Below are 15,425 nucleotides of genomic sequence, written 5' to 3' on the forward strand. Positions count from 1 at the left end.
GCGGGCCGGGCGGCGCGGAGCGGGGGGAAGGGCGGGAGACCACCGGGTCCGCGGTGGTCTCCCGCCCTCCGTGGGCTCAGCGGGTGCTACAGGGTCGACGCCGCGGACTGGATGGCGGCGGCGAAGGTGGACACCTCGGTGTACACGCCGGGGTAGTTGGGCCGTGCGCAGCCCTCGCCCCAGCTGACGATGCCGACCTGGATCCAGGCACCGGCGTTGTCCTTGCGGAACATCGGGCCGCCGGAGTCGCCCTGGCAGGTGTCGACGCCGCCCTGGGTGTAGCCGGCGCAGATCTCCTCGCTCGGGACGAGGCTGCTGCCGTACGCCTGCTTGCAGACGGTGTCGGACACGAACGGCACCTGGGCCTTGCGCATGTAGCGCTGCTGGCCGCCGCCCTCGACCGCCGCGCCCCAGCCGGCGACCGTGAAGGTGCCGCTGTTGTACGCCGTCGTGGTGGCGATCTTCAGGGTGGGCAGGTTGATCGGCTGGGCGAGCTTGATGAGCGCCCAGTCCTTGCCCGTGCCGTTGTAGCCCGGGGCCTGGAGGACCTTGGTGGACTTCACCTTGATGGCGGCGGTGCTCTGCAGGTCCACCACACCGGCGGTCGCGGTGATGCTGGTGTTGTTGCCGGAGCCGCTGACGCAGTGGGCGGCCGTCAGCACGATCTGCTGGGTGTAGAGCGCGCCGCCGCAGCCCATCGAGAGCCGGACCATCCACGGGAACTCGCCCTGCGTGGCGAGGGTGCCGCCGACCACGGGCTTGGGGGCCGCGGTGGCGTTGGCGGGCTGGAGACTGACCGCGGCGAGTATGACGGCACTGACCGCTGCACATCTCTTGAGGACGCTGAGAAGCTTCTTCAACTCTCTGCCTTTCGTGGGGGGTTGTGCGTGCCTTTCGCACACGACGGAACCCGTGCCGCCAGGCAGTCGGTGACATGGGCTCGTCAAGGCGTGGTCCGGATTATCCGGAGGTGATCGCGGGCGCCACAAGGGCCTCTTTTCGGCCATACTCACCCGCCGTCGCGACCGGGGCGGAGGGGTGCTCCCTGCCCGTACAGTGGAATCGGGTCGGCGTCGCACTTGGGGGTACGGGACGTGGCGAACGGCAGCGAGGTCGTGCACGGCTACCCGCACCTCGACACCGTGCGGGCGGCGATCACGGCGCTGTACAGACGGCTCTCCCCCGAGGGCCTGTACGCGTACGCGGTGGGCGTCGCCCCGGCGGACGTCGCCTTCGCCGCCGATGACGACCTCCATCTGGGGGCGCAGCGGGTGGCTCGCGCGCTGGTGCGGCAGCTGCGGCTGCCGGATGCCCGGATGATCGTCGGCTTCCGCGAGATGGAGCACGCGGCGGGCGTCGAACTCGCCGCCGGACCGGAGTACTTCATCGAACTGAACGATCGCTTCCGGACACACCGCAGGGACATCGGGGCGGCCCTCGCCCACGAGATCACGCATGTGCTCCTGCACCGGCTGGGCCTGGCTTTTCCCGGCACGCGGGACAACGAGATCCTGACGGACACGGCGACAACGTATCTCGGCGCGGGGTGGCTTCTGCTGGACGCTTACCGCGAGGACGGCGTGTCGAGCCAGAAGCTGGGCTATCTGACGCCCGAGGAGTTCGGCTACGTGCTCGCCAAGCGCTCGCTGGCCTTCGGTGAGGACCCCTCGACCTGGTTCACCAGTCCGCAGGGGTACAGCGCGTACACCGAGGGCCGGGCGCTGGCCCTGCGCGACGAGCGGCAGCCGCCACTGACGACCGCCGGACGGGTGAGCCGCCACCGCTACGCGAGAGACCGCCGCCACGCCCTGGACCATCCCGGCGCGGACGCCTCCCCCGGTACCGCCTACGCCTTCGAGGGCGGCCGCGCGGCGCCCCGGGTGTCGTTCCCCTGCCCCACCTGCCGCCAGCGCATCCGCGTTCCGGTGCGCGGGCGGATCCGGGCGCGCTGCGGCCTGTGCCACACGGTCCTGGAGTGCGACACATAGGCCTCCCGCCCAGGCCGGACCGGACGCCGCCGCGGCCGGTGGGGCGAGCGGGGCCGGCGGGGCCGGCGGGGCCGGCGGGGCGAGCGGACTCGGCCGGAAAAACGGTTTTGCGGACGGGTGCCCGGGGCGCGAGGGTCGGGGGCATGACGAGTGATCCGACCACGCGGGGCCAGGAGCTGTCCGAAGCCGTGCACAGCGGCGACGCCGACGCCGTCGTACGTCTGCTGCGGGCCGGTGTCCCGGCCGAGGCGGCCGACGCCGAGGGCCGCACCGCCCTCCACCTCGCCGCGTCGGGCGACGACCCCGCGATCGTACGGCTGCTGCTCGCCGCCGGGGCGGACCCCGGCCGCGGCAGCGGCGAGGACGGCGACGAGCTGCCGCTGTGCGGAGCGGCCTGCTGGGGTCGCACCGAGGTGGTACGGGCCCTGCTCGCGGCCGGGGCACCGGCCGACCAGAAGGAGGGCGGCGGGTTCACCGCTCTGACCTGGGCGGTGCTGAACGGGTTCGCCGACACCGTGGCGGCGCTGCTGGAGTACGGCGCCGATCCGTCGCTGCCGGGACCGTCCGGCGAGCCGCCGCTGGTCACCGCGGCCCGGCGCGGGTCCCCGTCGGTGGTGCGGGCACTGCTGGCACACGGCGCGGCCGGCCGCCGGGAGGCGCTGGCCGAGGCACGGCGCTGGATCGACGTGGACCCCGAACAGGCGTTGCGGGAGAGCATCGCCGAGACCTGGGGGCCGGGCCACGAGACCGTCACCCGGCGCGTCGAGGAGGACGGCGGCGTCACGGTCGTCGTCGAACTGCTGCGTGACGGCGTGCCCCGGGGAGGGCAGGAGCGGCAGACCGGGCACGCGGCCGTCGCCACCCTGCTGGAGGCCGTCTCGGGGGTGGCCGCGCCGCCGGAGACGCTGGCCGGGCGGGCCCTGCGGTGGGGCGCCCCGGAGCGGGACGACTGGACCGAGGCGGTGGCCGCGCTGCGCGGCCGCGGCGACGAGGAGACGTTCCGGGCGGCGGTGGCGTGGTGCGCGAGTGACGACCCGCTGCGGCAGGCGTTCGGCGCGGACGTCCTGGCACGGCTCGGCTTCTCGGGCGGCCGGCGGCCGTTCGCGGCGCGGGCCCTGCCGCTGCTGCGGGAACTGGCGCGGGAGGCGGTCGACGCCGAGCCGGTGTCCGCCGTCGTCGGGGCACTCGGCGACCAGGGCGATCCGGCCGCGCTGCCCGAACTGCTGCGCCACGCCGGACACCCGGATCCGGCGGTACGGCGCCGGGTGGCCCTCGCGCTGACCGGCCTGGTGCCGGAGGGCCATGACGAGGGCGTCCGGGCGCTGATGGCGCTGAGCGGGGACCGGGAGGCACGGGTACGCGTGCCGGCGACACGCGCGCTCGCCGAGGCGCCGGACGCTTCGAGCGCGGTGCGCGAGGCCCTGGCCGCCCGTCTGGACGACCCGGACGGGGACACGGCGGCCGAGGCGGCCCGGGGCCTGGCGCGGCGTCAGGACGTGCGCGCCGTCGACGTCCTGGAGCGGATCCTCGGCGGGCCGCAACCGGACGGTCCGGCGCGGGCCGTCGCGCTGGCCGCGCTGGAACACGTACGGGACGAATCCGCCCGGCGACGGCTGGAGCACACGCTGCCGCGCCGGCGGTGAGGATCCGTCCACGGGAGCCGGCCACCGCCGGTCCGGCCCTCCGGCGTCGACGCGGCTCGGCTCGGCTCAGCTCAGCCGGAGCGTCCCGGGGGCCTGTTCGGTGATGATGTCCACCAGCTGGTCGAAGACGGTGGGGCCCTCCCCCGCCTCCGCCCGGGCCAGTTCCGCCCGGAGCCTCTCGTGGTGGGAGGCGTGGGCGCGGCCGAGGCGCAGCCGGAGCTGCCGGGCCGTCTCGGCGTGGCCGAGGGCCCGGCGGGAGAGGTCGTGGTCGCGCCATTCGAGGGTGAAGTCACCGTCGTCCGGCGTGCCGCACCCTCCGCCCAGACAGTCCGCGAACGCGTCGAGGTTGCGGCCGAAGGAGCCGCCGGGGCCGTTCACGGCCTCGCCGATCACCCGCCAGAAGCTGTCCAGGTCGGTGATCTCGCGGCCCTCGATGACGTACGTGATGGTCATGGGCGGAGGATATCGACGGCCGGCGGCCGGTCAGCAGCCGTGGTCGACGAGGTCGAACGACTCGTAGTGGTCGGCGGTGTAGTAGTCCTGCTCGGCGCTGCCGGTGACGATGCGACGGGCGCCGCGGGTCGAGGAACCCGGGGTGATGACCGTGTACTCGTGGTAGTACCCGGTGGTCTTGCTCGGCAGGATGCCTTCGCGGTTCTGGAAGACGGTGCCGTCCTGGCGGAACGGGAACGGCCCGCCCGCCTCGATGAGGTCGAGCGTGTCGTGGGCCTGGGAGGGCAGGTCGGAGTAGCAGATGTCACCGACCGCGGCGGCCGTGACCGGCGCCGCGGCGGTGGCGGTGCCGCCGACGAGCAGGGTGGACAGGAGGGCGGCCGCGCCGCCGAGCAGAGTGAACCGTGGGGGGATTCGCATGGGCTCATGATGACGCGCGTAGAGGTTGACGTGTCAACGACAACTCCGCACAGTTTTCCGGACGTTAACGCGTTGCGCACTTATCAGGGGAGACGGTGAACCCGGCCTTCACACGCCGTTTCCACGGGCCCTCCGGAGACCGCCGCGGCCCGGCGCGCGGCCGACTCCCGGGTGAGCGTGGGGCCGACGTGGGTGACCACCAGCAGTCCGGCGCCCGCCTCCCGGGCGAGCCGCCCGGCGTCCTCGGGGGTGAGGTGGACCTGGGGCTCGCCTTCGAGGGGCCGGTCGATGTCCGCCTCGCTCAGCAGCAGGTCGGCGCCGCGCGCGAGTTCGGTCAGGGCGAGGCAGGGGCCGCTGTCACCGGTGTACGCGAGGACGGCGCCCTCGCACTCGGCCCGCAGCCCGTACGCCTCCGTGTCGTGCGCGACCGCCCGGGAGAGCAGCCGCAGTCCGCCGTGCCGGGCCTCGTGACCGTCGTACAGGTCGTGGAAGCCGAGGACGCCGGGGAGGTCCGCCGGGCCGGACCGCCCCAGGAACCCGGCGATCCGCTCGGCGCAGCCGGGCGGGGCGTACACGGGCACCGGAGCGGGCGGGGTGAGGCCGCCGTAGGCGAAGGCGTACAGCGCGCTGAGCAGGTCGGCGCTGTGGTCGGCGTGCAGGTGGGAGATCCAGATGGCGTCCAGCCGGGCGGGATCGGTGCGGCGCTGCAGCTCGGCGAAGGTGCCCGGCCCGGCGTCCACCCATATCGTGGCCCCGCCGCCGGTGAGCAGATGGCCCGAGCAGGGGCGTCCGGGCGCGGGATGCGGGGAGGCCGTGCCGAGGACGGTGAGATCGAGGGTCATGGCGGCGAGCGTAGGGCGCGGAGGACGGGGGCGGTGAAACGGGGGGCGGGCGGCCCCTCGGCCCGGTCGCCCCGGCCCCGGGCGGCCGGCCGCCGCCGGGGACGTCCGCGCGATCGGCCAGGGCATACGACGAGGTCACCGCCCCCGGGGGGCGATGACCTCGTCGTATGGATGAGCGGCCGCGGACCAGGTCGTGTCTTCACCATCCCGTCTGGCTGACGACGCCATGGTGAAGACACTCCCCAGGGGGTGTCTCGCCGATCTTGCCGGGCCTGACCGACAGGACACCCGCTCCTAGGCGGCGGTGCGGCGGCCGCCGCCTCCGCCCTGGGAACCGCGTCCGGGCCGGCCGGCGCCGCTCCGGTTCCGGCCGGGGGCCGCGCCCTGGGACGCGCCGTTCGCGCTGCGGCTCCCGCCCCGGCCGCGTACGGCGGACCCGTTCCCGCCGCCGTTGGCGCCCGTGGCCGCGGCCGAGCCGTTGCCCGTACGGCCGGAGCGGCGGCGCTGCGAGGTCCGCGGGGCCTTGGGGGCCTGCACGGGCTGCGGCACCTCGATGACGACCGGCACACCGGACGGCTCGCGGGCACCGGTGAGCCGCGACAGCTCCTCGTCGGTGGACTTCACCCGGGCCGAGCGCGGGGCGATGCCCGCGTGGGTCATCAGGCGGCTCATGTCACGCTTCTGCTCCGGCAGGACCAGGGTGACCACGCTGCCCGACTCACCGGCACGGGCGGTGCGCCCGCCTCGGTGCAGGTAGTCCTTGTGGTCGACGGGCGGGTCCACGTTGACCACCAGGTCGAGGTCGTCGACATGGATGCCACGGGCCGCCACATTGGTCGCCACGAGTGCGGTGACCTGGCCGTTCTTGAACTGCTCCAGGGTCCGGTTGCGCTGCGGCTGCGAACGGCCGCCGTGCAGGCCCGCCGCGCGGACACCGCTCGCGAGCAGCTTCTTGACGAGCCGGTCCACCGACCGCTTGGTGTCCAGGAAGAGGATCACCCGCCCGTCCCGGGCGGCGATGCGCGCGGTGACGGCCTTCTTGTCGGTCTCGTCGGCGACGTACAGCAGGTGGTGCTCCATGGTGGAGACCGCGCCCGCCGACGGGTCGACCGAGTGCACGACGGGGTCGGTCAGGAACATCCTGACCAGCCGGTCGATGTTCTGGTCGAGGGTGGCCGAGAAGAGCATCCGCTGACCGCCCGGCTCGACCTGCTTCAGCAGCGCGGTGACCTGGGGCATGAAGCCCATGTCGGCCATCTGGTCGGCCTCGTCCAGGACGGTGACGGCCACCTGGTCGAGACGGCAGTCGCCGCGCTCGATGAGGTCCTTCAGCCGGCCGGGCGTGGCCACCAGGACCTCCGCGCCGCGCCGCAGCGAACCGGCCTGCTTGCTGATCGAGAGACCGCCGACGACGGTGGCGACCCGCAGCTGTACGGAGGTGGCGTACGGGGTGAGGGCGTCGGTCACCTGCTGGGCGAGCTCCCGGGTGGGCACCAGGACCATCGCGAGGGGGGCCTTCGGCTCGGCGCGGCGGCCCGCGGTGCGGGCGAGCAGGGCGAGGCCGAAGGCGAGGGTCTTGCCGGAACCGGTCCGTCCGCGGCCGAGTATGTCGCGGCCCGCGAGGGAGTTCGGCAGCGTCGCGCCCTGGATCGGGAACGGCTCGGTGACGCCCTGGGCGGCGAGCGTCTTGAGGAGGGCGGCGGGCATGTCGAGCTCGTCGAAGGCCGCGACCGCGGGCAGTGCGGGGGTGCCGGTCTCCGGCAGCGTGAATTCCCGCGGCGGCGGGGGCGCGGTCGCGCCGCGACGGCCGGAATTGCGGCCGGGCGCCTTGGCGGTGCCGGAATTGCGGCCGGGCGCCTTCGCACCGGTGGAACCGGCGGGGCGCTTGCGGGCGGGGCGTTCGTTGCGAGTCGTCATGGAAAAGCCTTCCTGGGCCTGAGGACAGCACAAGCCGGGACCCGCACCGCTGCGCGGTGCGGGTCCCGGCTGCGAGATACGCGTCCGGTGATCAGGCCGGGACGATGTTCTCCGCCTGCGGGCCCTTCTGGCCCTGCGTGACGTCGAAGGAGACCTTCTGGCCCTCCTGGAGCTCACGGAAGCCCGAGGTGGCGATGTTGGAGTAGTGGGCGAAGACGTCGGCGCCGCCGCCGTCCTGCTCGATGAAGCCGAAGCCCTTTTCCGAGTTGAACCACTTCACGGTTCCAGTAGCCATTTTTATCTCCTAGATAGGTCGCGGTCCCATCCGGAGAAGCCGGAAAACAATAAAGCGCCTGAGGAACATTCCCGTCAGGCGCACATAAAGTTCATGGGTACCAAAACTGCAACGCCGCAACTTTAGCACGTCATGACGGCCTCGCACGCGGCCGATGGCGGCGGCCTCGCCCCGGCCCCCTCCCGTACACCCGGCCCGGACCCGAACCCGCCCTGGAGGCGGGCCTGTTCGGGCGGGAGCGGGATCATCTTCCGGCCGCCATGTGAGGCACGCCACAGCCACGTGGGGCGTGCGGCGCCGTGGCACCGGCCGGCCGCCGACGCGCCGGGCGGGCGGGCACCGGGACGCCCGCCTCCGCGGGACGGGACCGGTCACGGGGAGCGGCGGGGCGGGACCGGTCGCCTCCGCGGGGAGCGGCGGGGCGGGACCGGTCGCCTCCGCGGGGAGCGGCGGGCCGGCGGGCCGGCGGGGCGTCAGCCGAGGGGGTGGAGGGTGATGACCGCCGCGTGACCCCGCGCGTGCAGCTCGCCCGGTGAGCGGGTGCACAGCGCGGCGTCGTACGGGGCCAACTCCGTCCCGCCGAGCCGCGCGGTCCCGCCCAGGGCCACGACCAGCACCGTCGCGCCGTCCGGCACGGTCACCGGCCGGCCGCCCCGGACGACGGCGACCGTCGCCGCGACGGCTCCCCGCCGGACCATCACGTTGAGGTTGACCACCGGCCCCTCCAGGAGCCGCCCCTCGGTGGGAAGGTCCCCGGGGAAGCAGCGCGGGGCGTGGCGCTCGGCGAGCACCCGGCAGCCGTCTCCGACGGTGAGGTCCATGCCCGTTCCGGCGACGACCGTGAGGATGCGGTCCACGTCGGGGAAGACGGAGAACGGCCCGTCGGCGACGACGTCGGCGAGACTGACCCTCCAGGCGAAGGCCTCCACCGCGGCGCCCTCGGGCGCGGCCGCGATCTCCCGGGTGATGCCGCCGCCGTTCTTCCACGGCACGGCCCTCCGGCCGGCCGCGCGCAGGACCCGTACCGTCATCGCAGGATGCCTCTCGCGCGGGCGGCGGCCAGCCAGGCGGGGAACTCGCCGACGAGCCGGTCGTAGAGGTCCTGGTCCGGAACGCGCCGGGGGTCCTGGCCGGCGTGGAAGAAGCCCACGTTGTCCACGGCCCGCCGGGCCGGGACGGACAGCTCGTCGAGCCTGCGCAGGAACTCGAACTGCCGGCTCCCCGGGTCGCCGAAGCCGACGAACTGCCAGAAGAGCGGCAGCTCGGCCGCCTTGCACACGTACCGTTCGGCGGCGAGCTTGTTGCTGGGCCCTCCGTCGGTCTGGAAGATGACCAGGGCCGGGGCCGTGGTGCCGCTGTCCAGGTAGTGGTCGATCACGGCGTCCATGGCCAGGTGGTAACCGGTCCTGCCCATGTGGCCGAGGCCCGCCACGATCCGGTCGATGCGGCCCCGGTGGTCGGCGAGGGCTATCTCGGTCTCGGCGTCGATGCCGGTGGAGAAGAAGACGACCGGCACCCGCCCGTCGTCGTCGAGGTTCGCCGACAGGCCCAGCACCCGCTCGGCCAGCGCCTGCACGCTGCCGTCCTTGAAGTACGGCCTCATGGAGCCGGAGTGGTCGATCACCAGGTAGACCGCGGCCCGCTCACCGCTCAGCCCGTGTTTGCGCAGTGAGACGCCGGCGGCCTTGTAGAGGTCGACCAGCGCCGGGGCGGTCTCCTCGACCTTGCGGAGGCTGAGGGCCATACGGGTGCTCCGTTCGTACCGGCGGACAAGAGTGGCAAAGCTGACGGGGCTGACGGGGCTGACGGGGCTGACGGGGCTGACGACCTTACGTGACCGTCACAATTCCTCCCCCAGCGCCAGCCGCCGGACGCCCGGCAGGAACGCGTCCAGCTCCCCCGGGGCGAACCGGGTCATGCCGACGACGTGCCAGAACTCGCCGGCCACATCGCCCTCGTACTTGTAGCCGCCGGACGGGGTGAGCGCCGCCCAGCCCTCCGGTACGCCGATGAGGGTGGCTCGCGGCGAGGGTGCTCCGCCGTCCGCGGGCAGGTCCCACAGCCGTACGGTTCCGTCCTCGCCGCCGCCGGCCAGGGCGGTGCCGTCGGGGCTGAAGGCGATCGACAGGACGCGGCCGGTGTGGCCGGTCAGTTCGGCGAGCCGGGCACCGGTGTCGGCGTTCCACAGGGTGATGGTGCGGCTGTCGCCGGCCGCGGCCAGCACCGGCCGGGTGGGGTGGGCCGCGACCGTCCAGAGCTTGCCGCCGCCCGCGCTCAGCCGCAGCCGCGCCTCGCCGTCGCGCCAGACGATGACCGTGCCGTCCCAGGAGGCGCTGGCGAGCCACTGGTCGCCGGGGCCGAAGGCGACGCCGTACACCCGGTCCTCATGGCCGCGGAGTTCGGCCGACAGGCGGCCCTCCCGGGCCTGCCAGAGCCGTACGCGGCTGTCGTCGCAGCCGGTGGCGAGCACCTCACCGTCGCCGTGGAAGGCGATGGAGCGGACCCGGCCGCGGTGCTCGGAGAGGGTGGCGACCCGTGCCCCGGTGGAGCGGTACCAGAGGCAGACGGTGTCGTCGTCGTTGGCCGTGGCCAGCAGGTCGCCGGCCTTGTTGAACGCCTCGGCCCAGATGTGTTCGGTCTCGGCGTCCAGCTCGCGCAGGAAGTCGCCGTCCTGGTTCCAGAGACAGATCGCGCCGTCGCTGCTCGCCGTCCCGAGGACGGATCCGGCCGGGCTGAAGGCGGCGGAGACCAGACGATCGCCCCGGCCGGCCAGCTCGTGGGTGCGGCACCCGGTGCGGGTGTCCCACAGGCGCACGGCGCCGTCGCTGCCGCAGGTGGCCAGGCGGCTGCCGTCGGCGCTGAAGGTGACGCCGGTGACGCGCCGGCCGTGACCGCGCAGGATGCGCTTGCCCTGCCCGGTGCCGGCCTCCCAGATCCGGGCGCCGCCGTCGTTGCCGACGGTCAGGAGCTGGTGGTCCCGCGGATGGAAGGCGCAGGCCCACACCGAGCCCCGGTGCGGCGACGGCTGGCGCTCGTGCAGGGTGACGACGTGGCCCTGGCGGGGCGTGCCGGTGACGGTCCACAGCCGGACCGTGCCGGCGCTGTCGCAGCCCGCGAGCAGTTTCCCGTCGCGGCTGAAGACGACCTGGTAGACGCCGCCCGGGCAGCGCTCCAGGGTGCCGAGCGGGGTGCCGACGACGGGGTCCCACAGCCGGACGGTGCCGTCGGTGTCGCCGCTGACCAGCAGCCGTCCCTCCGGGTGGAAGGCGAGGGTGTAGACGCGCCCGCCGTGGCCGGGGAACTCATGGCGCAGCCGCCCGTCGCCGGCTCCCCAGATCCGTACGGTGCCGCCCCGGCCGTCGCCCCGGTCGCCGGTGGCGATGAGGCTTCCGTCCGGGCTGTGGCACACCCGGTAGACGGCGCCCCGGTGGCCGTTCAGCACACCCGTGCAGCCCCCGGTCCGCAGGGACCACAGCCGTACGTCGGCGGCGGCGTCGCCCGTCACCAGGGTGTGGCCGTCCGGGCCGAACACCGCCGTGTACACGGGCGCGAGATGGCCGGGCAGCCGGTGCACGGGCTCTCCCGTGGCCACGTCCCAGACGGTGACGAGGCCCTCGGAGTCACCGGTGGCGAGCAGGGTCCCGTCGTCGTTCAGGACGACCGGCCACACGCCGTCGGGGTGGACGTCGAGCCGGTGGAGGCTCCTGCCGGAGACCGGGTCCCACAGCCGGACGGTGCCGTCGGAGCCGCCACTGGCGATGACGCCGGGGGCCTGCTTGACGGCGTACACGCGCCCTGCGTGGCCCTGGAGGGTGCGCAGGGCGCGGCCGTCGTCCGCGGCGCACACCAGGACGCCGCCGTCGTCGCTGCCGACCAGGAGGAGTTCGCCGTCGGGGCTGTAGGCGATGGGTTCGGGCAGCCGGCCGGTGCGCATGCCGAAGCCGTACGGGACGCCGACCGTCGAGGGGCGGAATCCGGCGTCGACGGGCATGCCGGGGGCGATCGCGGCATTGCGCAGTTCGGGCGCGGCGCGGGTGGCGTCGTCCAGCACGGGGTCGATGAGGGCGGCCCGGTACCAGCTGCTGCCGGTGAGCCGGGCGCCGCGCAGGTCGGTCCGGGTCAGGCGGGCGCGGCGCAGGTCGGCGCCGGTGAGGTCGGCGCCGCGCAGGTCCGCCCTGTCGAGGCGGGCTCCGACGAGCCGCGCTCCGGTGAGGTCGGCCTCGGTGAGGGTGGCGCCGACGAGGCGGGCGTCGGTCAGGTCGGCGCCGGTGAGGTCGACGCCCGCGAAGTCGCGGTGGGAGAGGTCCTCGCCGGCCAGGCGGGCGCCGCGCAGATCGGTGTGGGCGGGTACGCGCAGCCGCTCGGCGATGCGCAGGGCGTTGGCGCGGGCGGCGTCGCCGACGGTGACGCGGGCGCCGGGGGTGACGCCGCCGGGAGTGCCTGCGCTGTTCCCCCTGTCCGCGGAGCCGGTGGCGCCGGTGGCGCCTGCGGTTTCGGTGGTGTCTGCGGTGCCGGTGGTACCGATGGCGTCTGCAGTACCGGTGGCGTCCTCCGTGGCCCGGGAGGCGTCGAGGGTGCGCCGCACCCAGCGGACACACCGCTCGTGGTCGGCGAGGTCGCAGAAGAACTCGACGGCCAGCCGGCTCAACGGGCGGGCGTGGAGCAGTCCGTACTGCCCCCGGTCCAGCCGGCGGGCGGCCTCGCGGGCGATCAGCCACTCCTCGACGGAGCTGTGGATGAAGTGGAAGAGCCCTTCCTCGGTGCGCACCAGGAGACTGCCCGCGCCCACCGCGTGGCCCAGTTCGGGGCCGGTGTGCGGGGCCTCGGTGACGCGGCTGAGGGTGGCGGCGACGGCCTCGGTGAGCTCGTCCAGGCGCAGGGCGGTGCGTCCGCTCTCCCACAGCCGCTGGGCGAGGGCGGTGACGGCGGCCCACAGTTCGGCGGCGGTGAGACCGGGCAGGGAGCCGGGCCCGCCACGCCCGCGCTCCTGCTCGTACTGGAGCCAGGAGGTGAAGATGTCCTCGTAGAGGCGGGCGGGGCTGAGGGCGCGGCCCGCGCCGGCGACGGCGCGCAGCCGGTCGGTGTCGAGCTGGGTGACGAAGGACAGCAGTCGGGGGTTGCGGCACAGGCCGAGCAGGTCGGGGATGTTCTCCAGGAGCCGGTAGCGGCGGGTGGCGGCCTCCTCGTCGCCGTACGTCTTGAGGAGGTACGCCCGGATCTGCGCCGGGGTGAACCCTTCGACGGACAGGATGCGGCGCTGGGGCAGCAGGCCCACGCGTTCGCCGAGCGCGGTGAGGATCTGCTGGTGCGACCTGAAGTGCTGGGTGCGGCTGCTGACGATGATCTTGGCGTTGTCGACGGCGGCGTCCAGGAGCACTTGCAGGTGGTCGGCGGCGCGGTCGTAGCTGACCCGGTTGACGAGCTCGTCGAAGCCGTCGAAGAGCAGGACGACGCGGCCCTGGGCGAGCATGTAGCGCAGGGCGCGCAGGTCGATGGTGTCCACGGCGTGACCGGCGAGGTGGGCGGCCACCAGCCCTTCCAGGCTGTGGGCGCGGTCGAGGGTGTTGAGCGGGATGAGCAGCGGCGTGAGGTGCGGGAGCTGCTCGGGGACGCGCCGGGCGAGCTCGCGCAGTGCGAACGTCTTGCCGTGCCCGAAGTCGCCGAGGAGCAGCACGAACCGGCCGTGGTCGGCTTCCAGCAGCTCCAGCAGGTCCTCGACGAGGTCGTCGTGCTCGGCTCCGTCGGGGCGGTCGGCGTCGTGGTAGCGCTGCGGGAGGTACCGGGCCGGGGCGTACTGCTCGCTGGCGAAGAGCCGGCCGGTCTGCCCGGTGACGTAGCCGCGCAGGTCGAGCAGGCCCTGGAACTCGAGGAAGCTGCGGACGCGGACGCCGTGCCGGACCGCGCGCTCGCGCAGGGCGGCCCCGGGGGCCGGGCCGTCGTGGACGAGCTCGGCCTCGGCGCCGGGTCCGGCGGCGTGCAGCTGTGCGACGAACCGGTCGAGGTGGTCGTCGGTGGGGGTGCCCGAGTGGACGGCGATCCGCAGCTGCCGTACGACGCCCTCCTCGCGCCAGGTGGCCATGAGCTGGGCCATGTCTCCCGGGCCGCGGCGCGGTACGTCGCGCAGCCGGACGCCCGCACGGCGGGCCAGGCACACCTCCTTGACCCGCTCGATGAGCGAGTCGGGCGCGTCGACGGCCTGGTCCCGGTCGGCGGGGACGGGGCCCGGGTCGGACTCCGCGGGCCGGTCGGCCATGGGGAAGAGCCGCCCCGCGCGGGGCCAGGTGCCGGGAAAGGAGTCGGGGCCCGATCGGCCCCGGTCGTACCAGCGGGTGATCCCGTCGGGTGCGATGCGCAGGAGCTGGAAGCGGGCGGGCGCGGCGGCGGAGAGGACGGGCAGTCCGCCCTCGGGGTCGGCTCCGATGCCGGGGATACGCGTGTGGCCGGGGATGCCGCCCGTGGTGCGTGGGCCGCCCGTCGGTCCGTGCAGCAGCAGATGCAGGCGGGGTGCGGCGAGTTCGGTGAGGGTGTCGGTGTCGTCGAGGGCTCCTGGGCCGCCGAGCGCGTCGCCGGGGCGGGCGCCGGAGGTGAGCGGGTGGCGCAGCGCGCCGATGCGCAGCCAGCCCTCCTCCTCGTAGGAGCGCAGGGCCTCGGCGAACCAGACGGCCTGGTCGCGGCCGATGTGGCCGTACTGGTCCTCCAGGCGGTGGCTGTAGGCGATGGAGGAGTTGAATCCGGCGACCACCGTGCCCAGCTCGGGCACCGGGAAGAGGGTCCAGGGCTGGTCGCTGTCGAAGACCGTGTCGAGTCCCTGGTAGAAGCTGCGGAACAGCCTCGTGTAGTGGCGCCACTTGGGCCAGTACGGCGGCTGGGGGGCCACTTCGTCGGCCTCGCAGGTGTGGAAGTAGGCCCGGCACGCGGCCTGGTTCACGTCCTGGGCGCCGGGCACGACGATGACGCGCTGGGGCGGGAGGTCGAGCTGGGCGCGCACCCGGGACAGGAAGCTGAGGGCCTGGTCGCATTCACGGGGGCTGCCGGAGGCGGTGAGGTCGCCGGTCACCACGAGGAGGTCGGGGGCGGGTGCGCCGTTGTCCCGCTGGACGATGAGTTCGCCGTGGATCTCGCGGCTGAGGCTGTCGGGTTCGCGGCCCCGCCCGAAGTCGGGTCCCGCCAGGTGGAGCACGGTGACCGCGTCCTGGGTGGCCGGGTCCTGGGGGCCCAGGGGGTAGCGGGGCGCGCGCGAGGGGCGTCTGCGACCGGCCCAGCCGGGGCCGCCGATCCAGCGCTGGGCGGGTAAGGGGGCCTGGGTGACCAGTGGCCGGCCGGTGTGCCGGGCGAGGGCGGCGTCGCCGGGGTAGCCGGGCCGGCGGCCGGGGCGGGCGTGCCCGTCGAGCGCCTGCTCGACCCGGTTGAGCAGCAGGGTCCGGGCGGCGGTGGTGTCACCCACGCCGACGAGGTCGACGTAGGTGATGGTGGCGAGCAGCCCCTCGACGGGCGTGTCGTCGACCCGGACGGTCAGCAGTCGCCGCTCGGGTGCCTCGGGGTCGGCCCGCAGCGCCGCCGTCCACTCCATCCGGCCGTACATGGAGCGTTCGTAGTGGCGGGAGAGTACGGCGATGACGGCGGCCGACTCGCTGACCCCCCGGTGCATGAAGTCGATGAAGTTGCTGCCGGGCACGAAGTCCCAGGCCTGGATGGCCGTGCGGTATCCGGCCTCTTCGAGGGTCCAGGCGATCCATGCCGCCCAGGCCTCGTCGGCCGGTGAATAGCTGATGAAGAAGTCCAACTCTCCCGGCCGCGGCCCCGCTTCGTCGTCACTCGGCATGCGTCCAGATTAGGACGCGCGGGGGGCGGTGTCCGGGTGAAAATC

At 74.3% G+C, this 15,425-nt stretch carries 11 protein-coding genes; 2 read left to right on the plus strand and 9 right to left on the minus strand.

Annotated elements, in window-relative coordinates:
- Window positions 1-86: 86 nt before the first annotated feature.
- Window positions 87-860, minus strand: coding sequence for a S1 family peptidase (locus PUR26_RS21495; RefSeq protein WP_329874070.1), 774 nt, complete (start codon window positions 858-860; stop codon window positions 87-89).
- A 234-nt stretch (window positions 861-1,094) separates the two neighbouring features.
- Between PUR26_RS21495 and PUR26_RS21500 the strand changes: the two genes are divergently transcribed.
- Together PUR26_RS21500 and PUR26_RS21505 are read left to right on the plus strand one after the other, a co-directional pair.
- Entirely contained in the window at window positions 1,095-1,988 is an 894-nt protein-coding gene (locus tag PUR26_RS21500) for a hypothetical protein (RefSeq protein ID WP_329874071.1), read from the plus strand.
- A gap of 143 nt (window positions 1,989-2,131) precedes the next feature.
- Window positions 2,132-3,631 carry an ankyrin repeat domain-containing protein gene (locus tag PUR26_RS21505; protein WP_329874072.1) on the plus strand — a complete coding sequence of 500 codons (1,500 nt, stop codon included), beginning with the start codon at window positions 2,132-2,134 and terminating at the stop codon, window positions 3,629-3,631.
- A gap of 66 nt (window positions 3,632-3,697) precedes the next feature.
- Here PUR26_RS21505 and PUR26_RS21510 read toward each other — a convergent pair whose 3' ends face one another.
- The 8 genes from PUR26_RS21510 to PUR26_RS21545 all read right to left on the minus strand — a co-directional run bounded on the left by PUR26_RS21510 (window position 3,698) and on the right by PUR26_RS21545 (window position 15,380).
- The gene (locus PUR26_RS21510; RefSeq protein WP_329874073.1) at window positions 3,698-4,084 is read right to left on the minus strand and encodes a barstar family protein; all 387 of its coding nucleotides are present in this window, start codon (window positions 4,082-4,084) and stop codon (window positions 3,698-3,700) included.
- Between the two features lie 30 nt (window positions 4,085-4,114).
- Window positions 4,115-4,504 (minus strand): ribonuclease domain-containing protein, encoded by a 390-nt coding sequence (locus PUR26_RS21515; protein ID WP_329874074.1) that lies wholly within the window; start codon window positions 4,502-4,504, stop codon window positions 4,115-4,117.
- A gap of 83 nt (window positions 4,505-4,587) precedes the next feature.
- On the minus strand, window positions 4,588-5,346 hold the full coding sequence (locus PUR26_RS21520; RefSeq protein WP_329874075.1) for an MBL fold metallo-hydrolase: 759 nt from the start codon (window positions 5,344-5,346) through the stop codon (window positions 4,588-4,590).
- A 294-nt stretch (window positions 5,347-5,640) separates the two neighbouring features.
- Complete coding sequence (locus tag PUR26_RS21525; protein ID WP_329874076.1) at window positions 5,641-7,263, minus strand: DEAD/DEAH box helicase; 1,623 nt, start codon at window positions 7,261-7,263, stop codon at window positions 5,641-5,643.
- A gap of 91 nt (window positions 7,264-7,354) precedes the next feature.
- Window positions 7,355-7,558 carry a cold-shock protein gene (locus PUR26_RS21530; protein WP_003969786.1) on the minus strand — a complete coding sequence of 68 codons (204 nt, stop codon included), beginning with the start codon at window positions 7,556-7,558 and terminating at the stop codon, window positions 7,355-7,357.
- Between the two features lie 473 nt (window positions 7,559-8,031).
- Entirely contained in the window at window positions 8,032-8,589 is a 558-nt protein-coding gene (locus tag PUR26_RS21535) for a HutD/Ves family protein (protein WP_329874077.1), read from the minus strand.
- The gene (locus PUR26_RS21540) at window positions 8,586-9,302 is read right to left on the minus strand and encodes a vWA domain-containing protein (RefSeq protein ID WP_329874078.1); all 717 of its coding nucleotides are present in this window, start codon (window positions 9,300-9,302) and stop codon (window positions 8,586-8,588) included. The genes PUR26_RS21535 and PUR26_RS21540 overlap by 4 nt, the downstream gene beginning before the upstream one ends.
- Window positions 9,303-9,398: 96 nt before the next feature.
- Window positions 9,399-15,380: a TIR domain-containing protein gene (locus PUR26_RS21545; protein WP_329874079.1), complete on the minus strand. Its 5,982-nt coding sequence runs from the start codon at window positions 15,378-15,380 to the stop codon at window positions 9,399-9,401.
- Between the last annotated feature and the right edge of the window lie 45 nt (window positions 15,381-15,425).

It is taken from the genome of Streptomyces sp. SP18CS02, assembly GCF_036322365.1.
Classification (GTDB): Bacteria; Actinomycetota; Actinomycetes; order Streptomycetales; family Streptomycetaceae; genus Streptomyces.

Coding starts and splice junctions, on each gene's coding strand:
- PUR26_RS21505 (WP_329874072.1), top strand. CDS start 2,132: ATGACGAGTGATCCGACCACGCGGGGCCAGGAGCTGTCCGAAGCCGTG.
- PUR26_RS21535 (WP_329874077.1), bottom strand. CDS start 8,589: ATGACGGTACGGGTCCTGCGCGCGGCCGGCCGGAGGGCCGTGCCGTGG.
- PUR26_RS21520 (WP_329874075.1), bottom strand. CDS start 5,346: ATGACCCTCGATCTCACCGTCCTCGGCACGGCCTCCCCGCATCCCGCG.
- PUR26_RS21530 (WP_003969786.1), bottom strand. CDS start 7,558: ATGGCTACTGGAACCGTGAAGTGGTTCAACTCGGAAAAGGGCTTCGGC.
- PUR26_RS21515 (WP_329874074.1), bottom strand. CDS start 4,504: ATGCGAATCCCCCCACGGTTCACTCTGCTCGGCGGCGCGGCCGCCCTC.
- PUR26_RS21510 (WP_329874073.1), bottom strand. CDS start 4,084: ATGACCATCACGTACGTCATCGAGGGCCGCGAGATCACCGACCTGGAC.
- PUR26_RS21525 (WP_329874076.1), bottom strand. CDS start 7,263: ATGACGACTCGCAACGAACGCCCCGCCCGCAAGCGCCCCGCCGGTTCC.
- PUR26_RS21540 (WP_329874078.1), bottom strand. CDS start 9,302: ATGGCCCTCAGCCTCCGCAAGGTCGAGGAGACCGCCCCGGCGCTGGTC.
- PUR26_RS21545 (WP_329874079.1), bottom strand. CDS start 15,380: ATGCCGAGTGACGACGAAGCGGGGCCGCGGCCGGGAGAGTTGGACTTC.